An 18,752-nucleotide genomic window follows, 5' to 3' on the forward strand; every position below is an offset into this window, starting at 1 on the left:
GCGATATGACGGGGAAACGCGGAAGGGCCCTTGCCGCTTTTGGTCCTAGCGTCGTGCGCATGGACGAGATCAAGCGTTTCCGCATCGATATCCCGCAGGCCGACCTCGAGGACCTGAAGGAGCGGCTGGGGCGGACCAGATGGGCCGGGCAGCTGCCGGGCGGGTGGAGCAGGGGCGTGCCGGTGGAGTACCTGCGCGAGCTGGCCGCATACTGGGCCCGCGGGTTCGACTGGCGGGCCCAGGAGGCCAGGCTGAACGCCTTCCAGCAGTTCACCACCGAGATCGATGGGCAGACGATCCACTTCATGCACGTGCGCTCCCCGGAGCCGGACGCGCTGCCGCTGATCATCACGCACAGCTGGCCGAACTCCGTCGCCGAGCTCCTCGACGTCATCGGGCCGCTCGCCGACCCGCGCGCCCACGGGCTCGACCCCGACACGGCCTTCCACGTCGTGGCGCCGTCGCTGCCCGGGTTCGCGTTCTCACCCTTCCCCGAGCCCGCCGACGAGCGGCCATGGAGCATCGAGCGAGTGGCGCGCACGTGGGCCGAGCTCATGCGCAGGCTCGGGTACGACCGGTACGGCGCGCAAGGCAACGACGCCGGAGCGCTGGTGACGCCGCAACTGGCCGTGCTGGACCGCGAGCACGTGGCCGGCGCGGTCATCACGGCCGGACTCGGAATCCCTACCGGCGACCCCGCCGAGATGGAGGGGATGAGCGAGGAGGAGCTGGCCGAGATGAAGGAGCTGACCGCTTGGATGACCGGCGGCAGCGGCTATGGGCCCTATCTCGCCGCCCGGCCGCAGACGCTCGCCTACGGGTTCGCGGACTCGCCGGTGGCGCAGCTGGCCTATCTGGTCGAGCGGTTCAAGGAGTTCGACGGATGGGGATCGGAGGCCGAGCCCATCGATCGCGACCTGGTGCTGACGAACGCCAGTCTGTACTGGCTGACGGCGACCGGCGGCTCGTCGTCGTGGACGTACTACGAGGGGGCGGCCGGCATGCCCATCGACCAGACCGTGGTGCCGACGGGGACGACACACGGCGGGCCGGCGCTGCTGCGGCGGATCGCCGAGCGCAAGAACGACATCGTGTACTGGGGCGAGGCTCATGCCCCCAGCCACATGGTGGCGATGGCGTCACCGGACTCGCTGGTAGAGGGCATTCGCGCATTTTTCCGAATTATTGGGTAACCGGGGCGTGCTCGACTCTCTTGGGGTTTGCCTGGCCGACATGCCCGCCGCGGCGACGCCCGACCGGATAGGGTGCCGACCGGATAGGGTGCTGCGCGTGATGATCGAACGAGCGGTGGCGGCGGACGCGGGGGAGATCCTCACCGTGCAGCGGGCGGCGTACGTGAGCGAGGCCCAGCTCTACGGAGATCCGTTCATCCTGCCGCTCGTCGAGTCGCTGGAGCAGCTGCGCAAGGTCATCGAGACCGCCGTCGTGCTCAAGGCGCTCGACGCCGGCCGGATCGTCGGCGCCGTACGCGGGCAGGTGTCCGGCACCACCTGCCTGGTCGGTCGCCTTGTCGTCGCCCCCGACCGGCAGGGCGAGGGGCTGGGCACGGCCCTGCTGACCGCGCTGCACGAAGAGGTGCCGGAGGCCGCGGCGTTCGACCTGTTCACCGGGCACCTGTCGGAGGTCAATCTGCGGCTCTACCGCCGTCTGGGCTACCGGGAGACGCATCGTGAGCGGATGGACGATCATCTGACGATGGTTCACCTCCGGAGGCCGCGGCCAGATCGATCCCCTCCTCAGCAATGATCATGGCACGGCCCATGTCGTCGTCGACCCAGTTCCAGCCCCACCGCCACTCCGAGCCCGCCGGATGCTCGGCGTTGAGCCGGTCGAGCACCTGCTGGAGCCTGGACGCGGGCACGACGATCTGGTGCCGGCCCCGCCAGGGTACGTAAACCGGCGGGTCGAGCGGCGGCACTCGGACACCGCGCCCGCGCAGCGCCTCGACCACCCGTGCCGGGTCAAGGCCGAACATGTGCAGCGGTGTCGCCTCCCTGTTCTGCGCCTCGTACGCCAGCGCGAGCAGCCAGTGCTCGGGTGCCGGGCTCCGGTCCCCGGCGGCCAGCGCCAGGCCGGTGGCGATGCCGTACAGCTTGTGGAAGGCGGGGTTGGCGAAGCCGCCCGCGCCGTGTCCGGGCCTCGTGCGGCGGCGCGGCAGGCACTCCAGCGCCCGCGCCCGGTCGAGCCCGGCGTCGGCGAGCACGCGGGCGGCGATCGAGTCGCGGGCCAGCAGGGCCAGCACGATGTGCTGTGGCCCCACCCAGTCGTCGCCGACGGCCGTGGCCTGGTCGTGCGCGGCCTCTACGATCGTGGTGGTCATACTTTCGATGATGACCCCGTACGCCACGATGGTGGATAGGCTCTTCCGGTGTTGAAGATTGGGCTCACCGGAGGCATCGGTTCGGGCAAGAGCGAGGTGTCCAAGCGGCTCGCGGCCAGGGGCGCCGTCGTGATCGACGCCGACAAGATCGCGCGCGAGGTGGTCGAGCCCGGCACGGCTGGCCTGGCGCGGGTGGTGGCCGCGTTCGGGGACGAGGTGCTCCATCCCGACGGCTCGCTCAACCGGGAGAAGCTGGGGTCGATCGTCTTCGCCGACTCGGAGCGGCTGGCGACGCTCAACGCGATCGTCCATCCGCTGGTGGGGGAGCGGGTGGCGCAGCTGCAGGGCGCGGCGGACGATGACGCGATCGTCGTGTACGACGTGCCGCTGCTGGCCGAGAACAATCTGGCCCCGATGTACGACGTGGTCATCGTGGTGGACGCGGCCGACGACGTACGGATCAGGCGGCTGGCCGAGCACCGGGGGATGGCGGAGGCCGACGCCAGGGCCCGCATCGCGGCGCAGGCGAGCCGGGAGGAGCGGCTGGCCGTCGCGGACATCGTGGTCTCGAACGAGGGCCGGCTGGAGGAGCTGGACGTGCGGGTGAGCGAGGTGTGGGAGGACCTGCGCCGGCGCGCCGCCCGCGGCTGACCGGGGATCGCCGGCGATCGGGTTCGAGCCCGGTTTCTGGCCTTGCTCGACGGCCAGGTGTATCTTCGTGGTCAACCCGCCCTGGGATGGACTGACTCCCAGCGTCGGCGGGGCTCGGTGGCGATTCCGCCGGTTTTCTTCCTTCGCTCGTCCCTCTTTCTCGCGCGCCCCGACCGCGCCCCGACCGCGCCCCGACCGCGCCCCGACCGCGCCCCGACCGCGCCCCGACCGCGTTCCGGCGCGCGCGGACGCTCGTGGAATCCACCGACAGGTCCCAGGTGATCTACCCGATCGCGTCCGCGCGCGCTCACGAGCAAGATCATTCCGGCTTGTTCAGAAAGGCGATCAGACGACGATGAAGCGCTACATCCTCACCGGCACCCCCGGTGCCGGAGCTTCGAAGACTCCCTGACGTTCGAACGCCTCCACGAGCAGACCTACCGCGCATTCGGCTATCACCTCATCGACGTCCCCGCCGGGCCGCTACCCGAACGAGTGACCGCGATCCGCAGTGTGATCTCCCAGCTCGCGGACCTCTGATGCGCGCCCTAGTCGGAGGCGGTCCCGTCCGTCCCGGGGTCGGCTTGCTGCTCCTGAGCCTGGGCCGAGGCCTGGCCGGACAGTTGCCCCGAGCGGCGCTGAGCGGCCGGCGCGGACGGGGAGGTCGCCGGTTCGGTGGTCAGGGTGGCAGACGGGGTCGTAGAACTGCTCACGACCACCTCGGCCGTGTGCCGGGTCACGACCGACTTCTTGGGGCGGACCGCTCGCGGGCGGATCGAGCGCGGCCGTGCTTCACGGGTTCTTGTCGTCGTACGCGCCCCCTGCGGCTGGACGGCGCCGGGCGTGTCCGGGAGGCCGGAGGCCGTGGCCCCCGTGGAGGCCGGGGCGGTGGTGGAGGGCGGGGCGGCGGGGGCCGGGCTGCTGGAGATCCGGGTGCCCGCGTCGGGGAGGCCGGAGGTCGGGGCGGGGGTGGCGGCGGGACTGCGGCTGAGGGCCGCCGCGGGAGGTGTGGCGCGATCGCCGGCCGGGGTGGGAACGCTGTCCAGCGTCGTCCTGATCCCGGGGATCCCGATCAGGATCCCCGCCGCGACCAGGTTGACCACGCCGGCCAGCACGACTGCGATCTTGACAGCCCGCGATCGGCCCGCGGGGTCCCGCTCACCGGTCACGGCCGGCCAGGGCGCTAAGTTCGGCTCGGCGACCACAGACCCGGGCTCGGAGTCCCGCTCACCAGTCACGAGCGCAGCTTCCGGCAGGTAGCCATGCGTGATCCCCTTCGCGATGCTCGGCGCCACCGAAACGATCTGGACATGGATCTTGCCACAGTCGCCACTGTCCCGGGACCTCGTGCCCATTCGGCCGGCACGTCAGAAGGGTGAGTCGAGCGGGACCTGCCGCACCGCCGTCAGGTACGGGTCCAGCTCGCCCAGCTCGAACCGCGACATCCCGATGACGTGCCAGAACTGCCCGGCCGGCGCCCCATGGATCTTGTAGCGGCCGTCGGGCGCCAGCGCCGCCCACCCCTCGGGCAGCCCGAGCAGCGTCGCCTGCCGCTCGCCTCCTTTCCAGAGGATCACCACGCCGTCGTCGCCCGCGCTCGCCAGCAGATCGGAGGTGGGGCTGAAGGCGACCGACCACACGCGCCGGGCGTGCCCGGCCAGCTCGTGCAGCAGCCGCCCGGCGGCGGTGTCCCACACCCGCACCATCAGGTCGTCGCCCCCCGTGGCCAGGCGGTCGCCCGTGGCGTTGAACGCCACGCTCCACAGCCGCCCGTCGTGCCCGTCGAGCGTGTGCGTCAGCCGCGGCTGCCAGGGCTGGCCGGGCCGCAGCTCCCACACCATGGCCCGGCCGTCGTTGCCGGCGCTGGCCAGATGGCGCCCGGTGGGGGAGAAGGCCACCGAGTACACCCGGTCGGTGTGCCCCTCGAGGGTCGCCACCCGACCGCCCGAGGCCACGTGCCAGATGCGGACGAGCTTGTCGTCGCAGGCTGTGGCCACGTACACGCCGTCCGGGCTGAACGCGATCGAGCGCACCCGCCCGCGGTGGTCCATCAGGTGGACCGCCAGCCGCCCGGTCGGCCGGTTCCAGATCTTGACGCTGTCGTCGTCGTTGGCCGTGGCCAGCATGTTGCCGTCGGGGCTGAACGCCTCGGCCCAGACGTGGTCGGTCTCGGCGTTGAGCTCGCGCGCGTAGTCGCCGGTCGTGGCGTTCCAGAGGTGCACGCCGCCGTCGTTGCTGGAGGTGGCCAGCAGCGGCTCGGCGGGGGAGAACACCGCGGAGATCAGCCGGTCGGAGGTGCCGGTGAACTCCCTCAGCCGCCGCCCCGTACGCGGCTCCCACACGCGGACGACGCCGTCGTTGCCGCTGGTCGCCAGCATCGAGCCGTCGGCGCTGAAGCGGACCGACGAGATCCGCCGCCCGTGCCCGCGCAGCACCCGCTGGCACTTGCCCGTGTCCGGGTCCCACAGCCGCACCGTGCCGTCGTTGCTGCTGGTGACGAGCTGACGCCCGTCAGGACGGTACGCGAACGGCCAGACCGAGCTGCGGTGCCCGGACAACTCCACCCGCTGCCCGCCGTCCACCTGCTGCAACCTGATCACGCCGCTGGAGTCGCCGCTGGCCACGGTACGGCCGTCCGGGCTGAACGCGACGTGGTAGACGAACGCCGGATGCGTGGTGAGCACCCCGCGGGCCACACCGCCCACCGGGTCCCACAGGCGGACGCTGCAGGCCGTGTCGCCGGAGGCCAGCAGCGAGCCGTCGGGCGAGAACGCCACGCAGTAGACGCTGCCCTGGTGACCGGTCAGCGTGTGCAGCAGGTCCCAGCCGGAGGTGTCCCACACCCTGAGCGCGCCTGCCTCGTCGCCGGTGACCAGCAGACGGCCGTCGGGGTCGGCCACCACGCGGTAGACCTTGCCGCGGTGGCCGTCGAGCGTGCGCGTCATCCGCCCGGAGGCCAGGTCCCAAACCCGCACCACAGCTGCGGCGTCGCCTGTCACCAGCGCCCCATGGATGAACGCCGCCGTGTAGATCGGCGCCTGGTGTCCGTCCAGCTCGTGGACCAGCCGCCCCGTGGCGGTCTCCCACACACGCACGACGCCGTCCCCGCCGCCGGCCGCGACCAGGTCGCCCGCGGGGCTCAGGCGCAGCGGCCAGACGCCGTCGGCGTGGCCCGTCAGCGTGTGCCGCAGCTCACCGGTAAGGGCGTCACGCAGCAGCACGACGCCGTCGCTGGCACCCGTGGCCAGCAGGTCGCCCACGAACGTGACCGCATAGACGCGGCCACGATGCCCCTGCAGCGTACGCACGGGTGCGCCGCCGGCGCACAGCAGCACGCTGCCGTCCTCGTTGCCGATCGCGATCGTGGCGCCGTCGGGACTGTAGGCGATCGGCTCGGGCAGGCGGCTGGTCTGGAAGTGGTAGCCGTACGGGACGCCGATCGCGGCCGGCGCGAACTCCACCTCCACCGGCTGCCCGGGCACCACCGCCGCGCCGGGCAGGCGCGGCAGCGTCCCGGTCACGTTGATGAGCGAGGCGCGGTGCCAGCGGGCGCCCTCCACGGCCGCGTCGCTCAGGTCCACCTGCGCCAGCCGCGCCCCCGACAGATCCGCGCCGGTCAGGTCGGCCCCGGTCAGCGCGGCGCCGTCCAACCGCGCCCCCACCAGCTTGGCGTCACGCAGGACGGCCCTGGACAGGTTCGTGCCCGCCAGCGTCGCCTCCGACAGGTCCGCGCCGGTCAGGTCGACCTCTCGCAAGTCCCTGGCCGACAGGTCCTCGCCCTTGAGGTTCGCGCCGCGCAGGTCGGCGCGGGCAGGGGTGCGCAGCCTGGCCGCGATCTTGACGGCGTTCGCCCTGGACACGTCGTCGCCGGGCGGATCCGCCACCCACGCCCGCAGCACCCGCATGTCGGCCAGGTCGCACAGGAACTCCACCGTGAGCGCCGACAGCGGCCTGCGGGACAGCAGCGTGACGTCGTCCACGGCGATGTGCCGGGCGATCAGCCACTCCATTACCGACGCGTGGATGAACCCGAACATGCCCTCCTCGGTCCGCACCAGCAGGCTGCCCGAGCCCATCGCGTGCGCGGCGTGCGCGGCCGACAGCTGCCCGCCGGCCAGGTCGGTCAGCGTCTCGCCGATCTCGGTCAGCTCGTCCAAGCCCAGCAGCGACTCCCCGGACTCCCATAGCCGCAGCGCCAGCGCGGTCACGGCCCGCCGCAGCTCCTCGACGCTCAGCGCCGTCGCCGAGCCGGGAACCCTGGCCCGCCGCTCCTCGAACGCCAGCCATGAGCCGAGGATCTCCTGGTACAGCAGCGCGGGGCTGAGCGTGTGGCGGGCGCCGGCCACCGTACGCAGCCGGTCGGCGTCGAGGTCGGCGATGAAGCTCAGCATCCGCGGGTTCTGCGCGAGCGCCAGCAGGTCCTTGATCTCGCCCATCAGCGACATGCGGGCCCTGGACTCGGCGGCGTCGTCGAACCTGTTGTCCAGGTAGGAGCGGATCTGGTCGGGCGTGAAGTCCTCGACGCTGAGCACCCGCCGCTGCGGCAGCACCCCGACCATCTCGCCGAGCGAGGTCAGCACCTGGCTGTTCGACTTGAAGTGCTGGGTACGGCTGGCCACCACGATCTTCGCCTTGTCCTCGGCCGCCGACAGCAGCGTGGCCAGGTGGTCGGCCGCCCGGTCGTAGGTCAGCCGGTTCACCAGCTCGTCGAACCCGTCGAACAGCAGCACGATCCGTCCCTGCCGAAGCAGGTAGCGGAACGCCTTGAGGTCGATGAACTCCTCGCCGTGGTTGGCCAGGTGGGCCGCCACGAGTGCGTCCACCGAATGCGCCTTGTCCAGCGCACGTAGCTCGATGAGGATCGGCGTCAGGTGCGGCAGCTCGGCGGGGATGCGGCGGGCGAGCTCGCGCAGCGCGAACGTCTTGCCGTGCCCGAAGTCGCCGAGCAACAGCAGGAACCTGCCGTGGTCGGTGGCCAGCAGGCGCATCAGCTCGTCGGTCAGCCCGTGCCTGACCTGGCTGCCCGGCCGGTCCAGCTCGCGGTAGCGCTGCGGCACGTACAGGCCGGGCGGGTAGCGGCGGTCGGTGGTCAGCCTGGCCGTCTGGTCGGTGACGTATCCGGTCAGGTCGAGCAGGCCCTGGAACTCGGTGAAGCTGCGCAGCCGCACCCCTTTGCGCATGAGGTCGTCGCGGACCGCGCGCGAGACCGGCGGACCCTGGTAGACCAGCTCGGCGGCCAGACCGGTGGCGTGAGCCTGCCGGGCGAAGGCGTCGGCCGCCTCCGCGGTCACCTCGCCGGCGTGCGCGCCGATCATCGTCTGGCGTACGAACCCGTCCTCCGGATGGGTGACCACGAGATGGGCGGCGAACCTGCGGATCTTGGCCCGCTCGTGCCTGGCCTCGCAGACCTCGGTGATCCGGTCCAGCAGCAGCTCGACCGGGCTAGGCTCGCGCTCGTCCGGCTTGGGTCCGGGCGGCGGGGCGGGCGGGGCCTCGCCGGTGAACGTCGCCCGCGCGGCCCGCCACTTGTACGGCACGAGCTCGGGCTCGCGCTCGTCGGGCCGCCACGTGCGCAGCCCGTCCGGGGTGATCTCCAAGACCTGGTGCAGCCCGGCCCGCGGCGCGGCGATCCGCCCGTCGGCGGCCTCCCGGGATCCGCCGTGGAAGAGCAGGTTGAGCCGGTGCGCGAGCAGCCGCTCGAACGTCGGCGCGTCCCGCAGCGCGCCCGGCGGGTGCCCGAGCGCGCCGAGCCGCAGCCAGGAGCTCTCCTCGTACGGCCGCAGCCGCTCGGCGAACCAGGCCGCCTGCGCCTCGCCCAGCAGCGCGTACGCGTCCCGTTCCAGATGGCTCATCGCCATCGTCGAGTTGAGCCCCGCCACGACCACTTTCAGGTCGGGCACCTCGAACAACGTCCACGGCTGCCCGCCGTCGAACACCCGGTCGTCCAGCCCCTGGTACACCTCGCCGAACAACCCCGCGTAATGCCGCCACTTGGGCCAGTAAGGAGGCTGCGGGCTTACGTCGTCGGCCTCGCACGTCATGAAGTAGGCGCTGGCCGCCGCCTTGGTGACGTCGCGCGGCCCCGGCAGCAGCACCAGCCGGTGCGGCTCCAGCCCGATCAGCAGCCGCAGGTCGGTCACGAACCGCGTCGCCTGCCCGAACTGCCCCAGGCTGCCGGACTCGGTCAGGTCGCCGCTGACGACCATCAGATCCGGGCGGGGCATGCCCCGGTCGTACATGGCGGTCAGATCCGCCCAGATCCGCGCCTGCATGTCCTCCGGCGTGAACGGGTCGCCCGGGTCGGGCAGCGCCCTGCCGAACCGCGGGCCGCCGATGTGCAGCACGCTGATCGACTCCCGCCCGCTGTCGGAGCTCGCCGCGGGCGGGAACTTGGGCGCGGTGACCGGCGCGCGGCGCGCCCTGGCCCGCTCCTCGCCGGGCGGCGGCAGCGTCGGCGCGGCCAATGGCGCGCCGGACCCGTCGGGGAACGCCGGCGCCGCCTCGGGCTTGGCCCGGCCCGCCAGCGCCTCCCTGACCCGGCCCAGCAGCAGAGCCCTGGCCTGCCCTGGGTCGGTGACGCCGAGCAGGTCGACCCAGGTGATCGTGGACAGCAGGCCCTCCAGCTGGACGTCCTCCAGCCGGATCGTGACGAGCTTGTTGGAGGGGTTGTCGGGGTCGGCCCGCAGCGCCGCCTGCCACTCCATCCGGCCGTACCGGGAGGTCAGGTAGTTACGCGAGAGCACCGCCACGACCAGCTGCGCCTCAGTGACCCCGCGGTCCATGAAGTCGATGAAGTTGGTGCCCGGCACGAAGTCCCAGGCCTGGATCATGGTCTTGTAGCCCGCCGCTTCGAGCTCCCAGGCGATCCACGTCGCCCAGGCCGTGTCGGCCGGGGAGTAGCTGACGAAGATCGCGGTCCGCCTGCCGTCACGTGCCATGCCGCCCAGTATCCCTTGCCCCGTCGGCGTTTTGGAGACTGTGTGCGATCATCGACGGGTGTGGCGGCGTTTTGGGGTGCTCGACTGGATCAGGATCGGGCTGCTCGTTCTGGGTGTGGTCTCGGTGCCGGTCGGGTGGCTCCCCTGGGAGGCCGCGGCCGAGAGTCTGGATGACATCGGCCCGCTGCTGATCTTCGTGGTCGCCGTCATCGTGCTGGCCGAGCTGACCAAGGAGGCCCAGGTCTTCGACGCCATCGCGGCACGGATGGCGGTGCTGGGCCGCGGCAATTACGCCGCCCTTTTCTTTCTTTGTGCGGCTTTCGCGTCTTTTGTCACGATATTTCTGAACTTGGACACCACGGCGGTGCTCCTCACCCCGGTCATGCTCGCCCTGGCCCCCAAGGCCCGCATCGCCGCCCTTCCCTTGGCGATGACCACGATCTGGCTGGCCAACACGGCGAGCCTGCTGCTGCCGGTGTCCAACCTGACGAACCTCCTCGGCATGGAGAAGATCGGCCTCGACGCGCAGGAGTTCGCGGCCCGCATGTGGGCGCCCCAGATCGTCTCCATCGCCGTGACGATGGTCTTCCTGTGGGTGTTCTTCTGGCGTCGCGGCGAGCGGCGCGACCTGCGCTACACGCCGCCGCTGCTGGAGCCGGTCGCCGACCGGGTGTTGTTCGGCGCGGCGTCGGCCGGGTGCCTGCTGTTCATCGTCCTGCTGCTGCTCGAGGCGCACGTGGCCGTCGCCGCCACCGCGGCCGCCGCGATTGTGCTGGGAGCCTTCCTGGTGCGCGCCCGCGAGCGCCTGACGTGGAGCCTGTTCCCGTGGCAGCTGGTGATCTTCGTGACCGGGCTGTTCCTGGTGGTGCCCATGCTGAGCAGGAACGGCCTGTCGGACCTGATGACGTGGATGATCGGCACCGAGGGCGATCCCTACCGCACGGCCGCCGTGGGCGCCGGGTTGTCCAACCTGATCAACAATCTGCCCGCCTACCAGGCGGTCGAGACCGTCATCCCGGCCGCCGAGCGGGACCGCCTGTTGTCCCTGCTGGTCGGGACCAATGTGGGCCCGGTCGTGACGCCTTGGGCGTCGCTGGCCACGCTGCTGTGGTTCGAGTCGTGCCGCCGGCACGGCGTCAAGGTGCCGATGCGGCGCTTCCTGCTCACCGGCGCCGGGCTGGCCGTCGTGGGGTTGCTCGCCACGGTGTGGGCGCTGGTCGAGTTATGAGCTTCACGCGGCGGCCAGGGCGTAGGCGCCGGCGACGGCGTTCAGCGCCCAGCGCATCCGCACCACGTACGTCTCGGGGTGGTCGCCGGCCTCCTGCGCCACGTACGCGGTGCACCACGCGGGGTCGCCGCCGCACGCGCACAGCCGCTCGTCCACGGCCTCGCGGATCTGGCAGGGGGACAGCTCGTCGGACGGCTGCAGGGTGGTCGTGAAGAGCACCTGCGCCAGCTCGGTCGTGGTCATCATGTCGGGCTCCTCTAGCGAAGTGCCGTTGTCCGGCTTCCTCTAAATAGACGTCGAACGGCGGCGGAACTCATCGACATTCGACACACTTCATTCGCGTACTTTTCCTCACTGGACGAGTGCGAGGAGCCCGGGGATGGCACGCGGGTGTGCGGCGACGAAACTGCGCTGCTCGGCGGTGGTGTCGATGCACGCCTCGAACGGGCCGCCGTCCAATGTCCTGATCTCGATGCCGGCCTCCTGGGCGAGCAGCGCGCCCGCCGGCAGGTCCACCAACTCGGCCCGGTAGCCGACGATGCCGTCGATGTCGCCGCGCGCCAGCATCGCCCACGCCAGCAGCGGCGCCCATAGCTGCAGCACCCTGCGCGCGTTGAGCTCCAGAGCCTGCTTCAGCGCGCGTACGGTCGCGTCACCTCTGCTCACTCCGTGCCCCTGGGTCCAGGCCAGCAGCGGCCCGTGCGGCCGCGGCGCGTACGGCGGCGCCAGGCGCACCCCTTCGGACGAGTGCGCGCCGCGCCCCCTGACGGCCGACCACGTCTGGGCGGAGACAGGATCGTGCACCACGCCCAGCACCGGCAGCCCGTCCCGGCACAGCCCCACCCCCACCACGAACGCGGACAGCCCGATCGCCACGTTGTTGGTGCCGTCCAGCGGATCGACCAGCCACGTCCATTCGCCGCCCGCCGCGCCGACCAGCCCCGACTCCTCGGCGATCACCGAGTGCGCGGGATAGGCGGTCAGGATGCGCTCCAGCAGCAGCTTCTCCGAGGCCAGGTCGAGATCGGTGACCACGTCGCCCGCCTCGCCCTTGGCACGCACCCCGATCGCGCCCCGTGTGCCCTCCAGGAGCAGCGCCCCAGCGGCCTCGGCGGCTTCGACGGCGACCGTGCGAGCGTGGTCCAGGTCCATCGGGTACCTCTCAGGTCAGGTGCGCGGTGATCAGTTGTACGGCCAGGGCCGTCTCGGCGGCGTCCAGCGGCTGCCTGGACACATGGTGCGGGCCCGCGGCCAGCGGGCCGAGGGACAGGTCGCGGCTGCCGGGCCGGCCGCGCCCCAGCGCGATCGTGGCCGCCTCGCCGCCCTCAGGGACGACGCTGCTGTGGAAGCGGCCGGACGGCAGCGTGTAGGTGTCGCCGGGCCCGAACACCTCCACCAGGCCGGTCGCGTGCCGCACGGTGCGGCCGGTCGGTGCGATGCGGTCGCCGTCGGCCCCGCTGACGACCTCGAACACCCGGTGGGTGGCCTCCGCGCCGGCGTCGGTGACCACCGCGTGCACGTTGCGCACCTGGCCGTAGAGCACGTGACTCACCAGGTCCCAGCTGTGGCAGTGGATCTGCGAGGTGGTGCTCTCGGCGTGTGCGAGCGAGTCGGACCACAGGTGCAGGCATACCCCCTCGCCTGCGTCCCGCTCCAGCGGCAGGCAGACGAACCCGAGCGGGTGGCGCACGGCCGTCAGGTCAGCCCTCGACAGCGTCTCCAGGGCCCAGGACCTTGCGTCCCCTTCATGTAACAGCTCGTGGACTCCCTGGTAGCTCATGGGGCACCGTACGGATCCACGGCCCGCAGCGCCTTGCGGGCGATGTCCACGACGTCATGGCCGTTGTAGGACTTGGGCAGGGGCATCCCGATGCGCTCGAACAGCTCCTGCACCTCCTCGATGGTGGGCTCGTCGCTCAGCGGCGCCTTCTTGTACATCTCCAAGGGCACCCGCCGCGCCTGCTCGAAGCTGAGCCGCAGCTCGGTGTCGCAGTTCTCGTAGTAGAACGTGCCCGCCAGCGCCGTCATCGCCATGTTCGGGTCCTCGACCGTCATGATCAGGCGGGTGGTCGACAGGTCCCAGCGGAACGTCGTCATCGTCCGCGACAGGCCCACCGCGATGTCGAGCAGGCCGTAGCGCTGGCGGTGCCAGAAAGCGGCCAGGACCGTCGCGTACGACTCCTTCCTGACCCGGTCGGTCGTCCACGTCTCGCCGGTGCCGTCGGGCACGTCGGACAGCGAGCGGCGGTAGTGGGCGTACGTCTCGCACACCTCGGCGTCGGACGGGTCGATCACCTCGATCCTGATCGTGAGATGGCGCTTGTCCCTGCGGGCCGCGGCCACGCACTCGGGGAGGGTGACCGCGCGCATGTAGGTGCCGGTGCCGCCCTTGAAGCTCCATCTGGCGGTGTCCTTGCGCGACTCGGCGTGCGACTGGGCGATCTCCTGCCTGCTGCCCAGCACCCGTACCAGCTGCAGCGTGTCCAGGGCCCGGCGGGTGCTGTGGACCAGCGTCTCGATCTGCTCCAGGCGGGCCAGCCGCACCGGCAGCTCGGCCAGCACGCCCGAGGTGATCGTCTTCTCGACGGGGGCCTGGCGGGCGCGGTCGCGCAGCAGCGCGGTGGCCACCAGCGCGAGGATGACCAGGGTCGCGGCGGTCACGAGCTGGCGCTGGACCTCCTCGCCCTTCGGGCCGAAGATGTCGTCCGGCATGATGCCGAGCACGCCGACCACGATGGCCAGGCCGAGCGCGATGGCGCCGTCGGCGTTCCGCGCCGCCCATGGGGCGACCCGCTTCATCGCCGCCATGAACCGTGCCATCGCTCGCCCCGTCGTTCGACGATCAGTCAGTTCCCGAGGTCATGGTAACGACCATGCCATCGGACCACCAGAGAACGATCACGTGGCGAAAGGTGCCGGGGAATATTGCCTCGAGCCGGATGAGGGCCGCTCGATAGGATTCCTGGACATGATCTTGGATACTGACGTCCTCGGCTATTACGAGCGCGGTGGCGAGCTGACCAGGCTGCGGCACGGCCGCAACCGGCTGGAGTTCCTGCGCACGCGTGACGTGCTGCGCCGCACCCTCCCGCCGGCGCCCGCCCGGGTGCTGGACGTGGGCGGTGGCGCGGGCGTGCACGCGGAATGGCTGGCGGCGGATGGGTACGAGGTCGAGCTGATCGACCCCGCCGCGCCGTCCGTCCGGGTGGGCTGGTCGCGGTGGCGTTCATCAGCCGGTACGCCGCCCTCCACGACAGCGTCTACCACGGGTATTTGACGCGCGAGGAGCAGCGGGCGGCCGAGTACCACGCGATGGAGACAGGTGTGATGATCTCGCCCCGGGCGGCCGGGTTCCGCGGTTACCTCCACGACCCCGACGAGATCATGGCCGAGTTCGCCGACGCCGGCCTGCCCGAGCCACGCCGCTATGGCCTGGAGGGCGCGTTCTGGCTCTATGGCGACATCGACGCGTGGCTGGACGACGACGAGCGGCGCGAGCTGCTGCTCGACGCCGCCCGCCGCCTGGAGTCCGAGCCGTCCCTCCTGGGCGTCAGCGGCCACCTGCTGGCCGTCACGCCGGTGTGAGCACGACCGTCAGCCGCTCCAGCTTCTCGGTCATCCGCCGCAGGATCGTCCCCTCCTCACCGTGGACCCGGCCCAGCTTGCGGGCCTCGGCCAGGACCTGCCGCGCCCGCGTGGCGACCTGGGACAGCTCGCCCGGCAGCTCGCGCAACCGGTCCCAGGCCTCCACCACTGCCTGACGGATCTCCTGGACCACGGCCGCTGCCTCGGGTGACAGGGAGGTGACGACGGGCGGCTCCTCCCGCTTGCGGCGGGAGAACAAGCCCATCAGAACCATCCGCGATGGCGGGCCATCTGCTCCAGACCCCGCTGCAGGGTCGCGTCGGCCGAGTTCGGCGGGTCGTCGTAGCGGACCGTGAAACGGTTGTAGGCGTCGTGGCTGGAGGTCAGGAAGCCGCCCCGCTTGTCGGCCTCCAGGATGACGTCCATCTGCCGCGGCCCGGCGATGAACGTCAGCTCCAGCTCGTTGAAGTACCGCCGCCACTGCCCGCCGGCGTAGTACTCGATCTCCTGGAAGAACGGCATCGTCGAGCCGTACAGCGTGCCGCGTTCCAGGTCGGCCTTCTTGAACTGGAAGCCCAGCCGGTCGAGCGCGCCGATGACGTTCTCCTGAGCCGGCAGCGGGCTGACGAACAGCGGGTCGAGGTCGCCCTTGTCGAGCGCGCCCGCCAGCGCCAGCTCCGTCTGCACGCCCAGCTTCATCCCGTGCAGCGGGTGCCCGGCGATCGCGCTGATCGGCGTCTCCCACGGCATCATGATCTCGAAGGTCTGCTGGTGCTGTGCGCCCTTGGCGAGCTGGAACGTCCCCGCGACCTGCTGGCGCAGGAAGCTGTATGTCGTCTTGTACTCGTTGTCGCCCGACTCGATCTCGACCACCGCGGTCAGGTCGATGTAAATGCCCTCGACCTTGTATTCGGAGTTGCCGCCGCGGAAGTGCACGACGCCGCGCAGCGGCTCGCCGGGGCGCACGCCCGTGTTGGTCAACACCGTGTCAACCTCGACGCCCGCGCCGAACGCGGCCATCAACTTGCGGAACACCATGGGGTTCTCCTATGCGGAAGGTGTGTGGCCGTTCACTTGACCTGTTCCCGTGCCCGAGATGCGGGGGAGCAACTGGGCCAGGAGGAGGGTGGAGAGCGCGGAGTCCGACTGCCCCTGCTGGGTGCGTACGACCAGCGCCTGGGGTGCGTTCTCCGCCAGTTTGGCGCCCACGTCGAGGCGCTTGCGGGCCAGCTCGTACTGCAGCACGGCCCGGTTGTCCCGGTATGACTCGGCCAGCCGGCGCAGCGCCTTGGCCTCGTTCTCGGCGGAGGTCAGGTCGGCCCTGCCCCGCGCCTCGATCTCCCACGTCACCCGCTGCGCCTCGGTCTCCTGCTCCTCCAGCATGCGCGCCACATTCTTGCGCGCGTTGTTGTGGGCGGCCTTGACCTCGACGACGCGGGCGTCACGGGTCTTCTTGGAGCGCTCGATCTCCATCAGCAGGGTGTCGATGCGGCGCTTGCGGGTCAACTCCCACTCGCGCTCGTACGCCGACAGCTCCTTGGCGACCTTCTCGCGGGTGGCCAGGTGCTGCTGGTACTGGTCGGGCAGCTGCACGTCGGGGATGTTCGCGCCGGTGATGCGCACGCCGTAGCGGCCGAGCTGGCGGTTGAGCGCGTCCTGCATGTCGCCGACGTCGGAGCCGCGCAGGTCGTACGCGCGCTCGGTGTTCACCCTGCGGCTGCGCTGCCTGATCGCGTCCTGCACCGCGCTGGACAGCACCAGGTCGAAGTTGCCCGCGCCGATGGTGCGCACGAACGCGACCGGGTCCACGATGCGGAACTTCAGGAAGAACTCGATCGACTTCAGCGGCACGTTCTCGGCCGTCGGGCAGGCCACGATCGGTGCCGAGTACGGGATCTCCGTCGAGGTGTCGACGACCGCGTCCACCCGGTCCCACGGCAGCCACAGGTAGTGGCGGCCCGGCGGGAGCGTGCCGGTGATGGCCCCCCAGCGGCTGCGTACGCCGGTGGTGCCCTCCTCGATCTCGATGATCGCCTTGCGCCACATGGTGACCCCCGCCAGCAGCAGGAAGGCCAGTGCCGCCAGCGCCGCGATCATCGTGAGCTCGGTCAGCGCCGCCATGCCGGCGAAGTAGAGCGCCAGGAACACCAGTGACATCCACGCGAAGCCGCGCCGGTCCTTGGGGATCACGACGGGCACGAGTTGCCCCTGCTCGCCGCCGCGCAGCAGCTGGCGGATCTCACCCCAGGAGGCCAGCGACTCCTTGATCTTCGAGAACTCGCGTGTCATATCAGATCTCCCCCTTGCCGGGCAGCAGGCGTTCGACGGTGCGTGCCAGGTCCGCGTCCGGCTCCGGCGGGTCCTGGGGCACGGTCACGTCGGCGGCGGCCTTCTTGAGCAGGGCGGCGATCTCGGCCTCGCGGCCTGCCACGCGGGAGGCGATCTCGTCGAGCCTGGAGCGGATGGCGGCCATGTCCTCGGCCGAGAACAACGCCGTGCCCTTGCCGCCCACGAGCTGCTGGGCCAGGGCCAGGAAGTCGATGTCGGTCTGCTCGCCGATCTGCACCACCTGGGGCAGCCTGGTGGCGACCGATTCGAGCTTGTTCAGCAGGTCCTGCTGGAAGCGGTAGTCGAGGATCTCGGGCGCCTCGGCGGCCGACAGCGCCCTGATGTCCAGCGCCTGCGCCTCAAGGAGCGCGGCGTTGGCGTTGGCCGTGGACTCCGCCTCGACCAGGCGCTGCCCGGCCTGCGCCTTGGCCTGGTGGCTGGCGCGTTCGAGCGCGGTGTCCATGCGGGCCTGGTAGCCGGCGATCTCCGCCTGGATGGCGCTCAGCGTCTCCTGAAGCCCGGCCAGCTCCTTGATCAGGTCGCCCTCGTTCTGCTCCTTGCGCAGCTGGAGCTCGTACTCGTAGGTGTAGGCCTCCTTGGCGACGCGGACCATCTCGGGGGCGGCCAGGTCCATGCGGTATTCCTGGCTGGACGGCTCGGCGTGGGTGATGTTCACGTCGGTGAGCCGGACGGCGGGCAGGAACTGCTGGTTGAGGCTCTCCAGCATGCCGAGCGTGCTCTCGCCCACGAGGTCGTAGATCTCCTCGGCCCGCTGGGCGTAGATGAGGGAGCGGGTGACCTCGCTGATGGCGTTCTGCAGCTTGGACTGGAAGCCGCTGACCGAGCCGAGCACGAAGATGAACTCCGCCGGGTTCTCGATCCTGAACTGCAGGAACAGGTCCACGCTGGCCTTGACGCCCTGCTGGGTCGGGGCCTCGCTGATCGGCGCGTTGAACGGGTACTCGCGGGTGGTGTTGACGATGTAGCTGACCCGCTTCCACGGGTTGAACAGCGTCACCCGGCCCGGGTCCGCGATGTGCACCAGCTTGCCGAACTGGGTGATCAGCGCCTTGCAGCCCTCAGGCACCATCACCACGCTGCGCCGCCACCACAGGAACACGGCGGCCAGGACCAGCACCGCCCAGTAGTGCGGCCCGAAGATCAGATCGGTGTTCGGGATGACGTTGCCGAGCGCGCCGATCAGGCCGAGCACCACCAGGATGCCCAGCGGCACGATCACCTTCGCGGTGCTGCCCTTGGGGATCACCACCGGCGAGATGACGTGCATGCCGTTTTCGGCGAAGCTGCGGTTGACGATCTCCCCGGCCTCGGTCAGCGACGCCGTCCTGGCCTCGATGAGCGTGCCGACGGAGGCGCCTCCGTCACGCGCGGCGGCGAAGTCGTGCGGGTTCAGCGCGAAGCCGCGGCCCTGGCCGGCCAGTTGCCCCGCCTGGTCGACGACCTGTCCCACGGCCTGGCCCATCGCCTGTCGTACATCACCCCCTTGGGCGACCGCTTGGGCTATGCCCTGACCTGCCTGGATCAGTGCCTCTCTGGGTCGTGACATTAGACCTTCCTTTTCCGCTACAGGCGAATCCGACCGTATCGGGTGTGACTTGCTGTTCGCTTGCAATGCCCTGTCACAGGTCTATTGCGTCTCGTAGTAGGTGTGCTATCTCTG

16 protein-coding genes and 1 pseudogene are annotated in these 18,752 nt (G+C 70.9%); 6 read left to right on the plus strand and 11 right to left on the minus strand.

Translation table 11 applies throughout. The features are described from left to right. Window positions 1–59 precede the first annotated feature (59 nt). Both ACTWPT_RS03925 and ACTWPT_RS03930 read left to right on the plus strand, forming a co-directional pair. Window positions 60–1,193: an epoxide hydrolase family protein gene (locus ACTWPT_RS03925; protein WP_443175827.1), complete on the plus strand. Its 1,134-nt coding sequence runs from the start codon at window positions 60–62 to the stop codon at window positions 1,191–1,193. Between the two features lie 100 nt (window positions 1,194–1,293). Then, complete coding sequence (locus ACTWPT_RS03930) at window positions 1,294–1,767, plus strand: GNAT family N-acetyltransferase (RefSeq protein ID WP_443175941.1); 474 nt, start codon at window positions 1,294–1,296, stop codon at window positions 1,765–1,767. 433 nt (window positions 1,768–2,200) lie between these two features. On the opposite strand, the pseudogene ACTWPT_RS03935 reads toward ACTWPT_RS03930, so the two are convergent. Continuing rightward, window positions 2,201–2,341: pseudogene (locus tag ACTWPT_RS03935) on the minus strand (Clp protease N-terminal domain-containing protein); the annotation flags it as partial. 48 nt (window positions 2,342–2,389) lie between these two features. Between ACTWPT_RS03935 and coaE the strand changes: the two are divergent. Next, window positions 2,390–2,992: a dephospho-CoA kinase gene (coaE, locus tag ACTWPT_RS03940; protein WP_443175828.1), complete on the plus strand. Its 603-nt coding sequence runs from the start codon at window positions 2,390–2,392 to the stop codon at window positions 2,990–2,992. A gap of 548 nt (window positions 2,993–3,540) precedes the next feature. On the opposite strand, the gene ACTWPT_RS03945 is transcribed toward coaE, so the two are convergent. Both ACTWPT_RS03945 and ACTWPT_RS03950 read right to left on the minus strand, forming a co-directional pair. After that, the gene (locus tag ACTWPT_RS03945; protein WP_443175829.1) at window positions 3,541–4,230 is read right to left on the minus strand and encodes a hypothetical protein; all 690 of its coding nucleotides are present in this window, start codon (window positions 4,228–4,230) and stop codon (window positions 3,541–3,543) included. A gap of 129 nt (window positions 4,231–4,359) precedes the next feature. Then, entirely contained in the window at window positions 4,360–9,930 is a 5,571-nt protein-coding gene (locus ACTWPT_RS03950; protein ID WP_443175830.1) for a TIR domain-containing protein, read from the minus strand. A gap of 58 nt (window positions 9,931–9,988) precedes the next feature. Here ACTWPT_RS03950 and ACTWPT_RS03955 point away from each other — a divergent pair, with 58 nt between their 5' ends. Next, window positions 9,989–11,158: an SLC13 family permease gene (locus tag ACTWPT_RS03955; RefSeq protein ID WP_443175831.1), complete on the plus strand. Its 1,170-nt coding sequence runs from the start codon at window positions 9,989–9,991 to the stop codon at window positions 11,156–11,158. A 3-nt stretch (window positions 11,159–11,161) separates the two neighbouring features. Here ACTWPT_RS03955 and ACTWPT_RS03960 read toward each other — a convergent pair whose 3' ends face one another. The 4 genes from ACTWPT_RS03960 to ACTWPT_RS03975 form a co-directional block, all read right to left on the minus strand. Continuing rightward, window positions 11,162–11,404, minus strand: a complete 243-nt coding sequence (locus ACTWPT_RS03960) for a hypothetical protein (protein ID WP_443175832.1) — start codon at window positions 11,402–11,404, stop codon at window positions 11,162–11,164. Window positions 11,405–11,509: 105 nt separating this feature from the next. Continuing rightward, window positions 11,510–12,310: an inositol monophosphatase family protein gene (locus tag ACTWPT_RS03965; RefSeq protein ID WP_443175833.1), complete on the minus strand. Its 801-nt coding sequence runs from the start codon at window positions 12,308–12,310 to the stop codon at window positions 11,510–11,512. A gap of 10 nt (window positions 12,311–12,320) precedes the next feature. Continuing rightward, a complete protein-coding gene (locus ACTWPT_RS03970) occupies window positions 12,321–12,938 on the minus strand; it encodes a hypothetical protein (RefSeq protein ID WP_443175834.1) in 618 nt (205 codons plus the stop codon). Beyond that, window positions 12,935–13,978 carry a hypothetical protein gene (locus ACTWPT_RS03975; protein ID WP_443175835.1) on the minus strand — a complete coding sequence of 348 codons (1,044 nt, stop codon included), beginning with the start codon at window positions 13,976–13,978 and terminating at the stop codon, window positions 12,935–12,937. Before ACTWPT_RS03975 ends, ACTWPT_RS03970 begins: the two co-directional genes overlap by 4 nt. A 148-nt stretch (window positions 13,979–14,126) precedes the next feature. On the opposite strand from ACTWPT_RS03975, the gene ACTWPT_RS03980 reads away from it, so the two are divergent. Together ACTWPT_RS03980 and ACTWPT_RS03985 are read left to right on the plus strand one after the other, a co-directional pair. After that, on the plus strand, window positions 14,127–14,435 hold the full coding sequence (locus ACTWPT_RS03980; RefSeq protein ID WP_443175836.1) for a methyltransferase domain-containing protein: 309 nt from the start codon (window positions 14,127–14,129) through the stop codon (window positions 14,433–14,435). Then, on the plus strand, window positions 14,378–14,743 hold the full coding sequence (locus ACTWPT_RS03985; protein WP_443175837.1) for a hypothetical protein: 366 nt from the start codon (window positions 14,378–14,380) through the stop codon (window positions 14,741–14,743). The genes ACTWPT_RS03980 and ACTWPT_RS03985 overlap by 58 nt, the downstream gene beginning before the upstream one ends. Here ACTWPT_RS03985 and ACTWPT_RS03990 read toward each other — a convergent pair. The 4 genes from ACTWPT_RS03990 to ACTWPT_RS04005 are packed head-to-tail and all read right to left on the minus strand — an operon-like array spanning window position 14,730 to window position 18,638. Next, window positions 14,730–15,008 (minus strand): hypothetical protein, encoded by a 279-nt coding sequence (locus ACTWPT_RS03990; protein WP_443175838.1) that lies wholly within the window; start codon window positions 15,006–15,008, stop codon window positions 14,730–14,732. The genes ACTWPT_RS03985 and ACTWPT_RS03990 overlap by 14 nt on opposite strands. Further along, entirely contained in the window at window positions 15,008–15,781 is a 774-nt protein-coding gene (locus tag ACTWPT_RS03995) for a sporulation protein (RefSeq protein ID WP_443175839.1), read from the minus strand. The genes ACTWPT_RS03990 and ACTWPT_RS03995 overlap by 1 nt, the downstream gene beginning before the upstream one ends. A gap of 9 nt (window positions 15,782–15,790) precedes the next feature. Then, window positions 15,791–17,032, minus strand: a complete 1,242-nt coding sequence (locus ACTWPT_RS04000; RefSeq protein ID WP_443175840.1) for an SPFH domain-containing protein — start codon at window positions 17,030–17,032, stop codon at window positions 15,791–15,793. Window position 17,033: 1 nt separating this feature from the next. Beyond that, window positions 17,034–18,638 (minus strand): SPFH domain-containing protein, encoded by a 1,605-nt coding sequence (locus tag ACTWPT_RS04005; RefSeq protein ID WP_443175841.1) that lies wholly within the window; start codon window positions 18,636–18,638, stop codon window positions 17,034–17,036. Window positions 18,639–18,752: the final 114 nt, after the last annotated feature.

Source organism: Nonomuraea sp. 3N208 (assembly GCF_052245935.1).
Classification (GTDB): domain Bacteria; phylum Actinomycetota; class Actinomycetes; order Streptosporangiales; family Streptosporangiaceae; genus Nonomuraea.

Bases quoted from the DNA above. Each gene is read 5' to 3' on its own strand.
- ACTWPT_RS03965 (WP_443175833.1), bottom strand. From the start codon at position 12,310: ATGGACCTGGACCACGCTCGCACGGTCGCCGTCGAAGCCGCCGAGGCC.
- ACTWPT_RS03970 (WP_443175834.1), bottom strand. From the start codon at position 12,938: ATGAGCTACCAGGGAGTCCACGAGCTGTTACATGAAGGGGACGCAAGG.
- ACTWPT_RS04000 (WP_443175840.1), bottom strand. From the start codon at position 17,032: ATGACACGCGAGTTCTCGAAGATCAAGGAGTCGCTGGCCTCCTGGGGT.
- ACTWPT_RS03930 (WP_443175941.1), top strand. From the start codon at position 1,294: ATGATCGAACGAGCGGTGGCGGCGGACGCGGGGGAGATCCTCACCGTG.
- ACTWPT_RS03990 (WP_443175838.1), bottom strand. From the start codon at position 15,008: ATGGGCTTGTTCTCCCGCCGCAAGCGGGAGGAGCCGCCCGTCGTCACC.
- ACTWPT_RS03980 (WP_443175836.1), top strand. From the start codon at position 14,127: ATGATCTTGGATACTGACGTCCTCGGCTATTACGAGCGCGGTGGCGAG.
- ACTWPT_RS04005 (WP_443175841.1), bottom strand. From the start codon at position 18,638: ATGTCACGACCCAGAGAGGCACTGATCCAGGCAGGTCAGGGCATAGCC.
- ACTWPT_RS03925 (WP_443175827.1), top strand. From the start codon at position 60: ATGGACGAGATCAAGCGTTTCCGCATCGATATCCCGCAGGCCGACCTC.
- ACTWPT_RS03950 (WP_443175830.1), bottom strand. From the start codon at position 9,930: ATGGCACGTGACGGCAGGCGGACCGCGATCTTCGTCAGCTACTCCCCG.
- ACTWPT_RS03995 (WP_443175839.1), bottom strand. From the start codon at position 15,781: ATGGTGTTCCGCAAGTTGATGGCCGCGTTCGGCGCGGGCGTCGAGGTT.
- ACTWPT_RS03960 (WP_443175832.1), bottom strand. From the start codon at position 11,404: ATGATGACCACGACCGAGCTGGCGCAGGTGCTCTTCACGACCACCCTG.
- ACTWPT_RS03975 (WP_443175835.1), bottom strand. From the start codon at position 13,978: ATGGCACGGTTCATGGCGGCGATGAAGCGGGTCGCCCCATGGGCGGCG.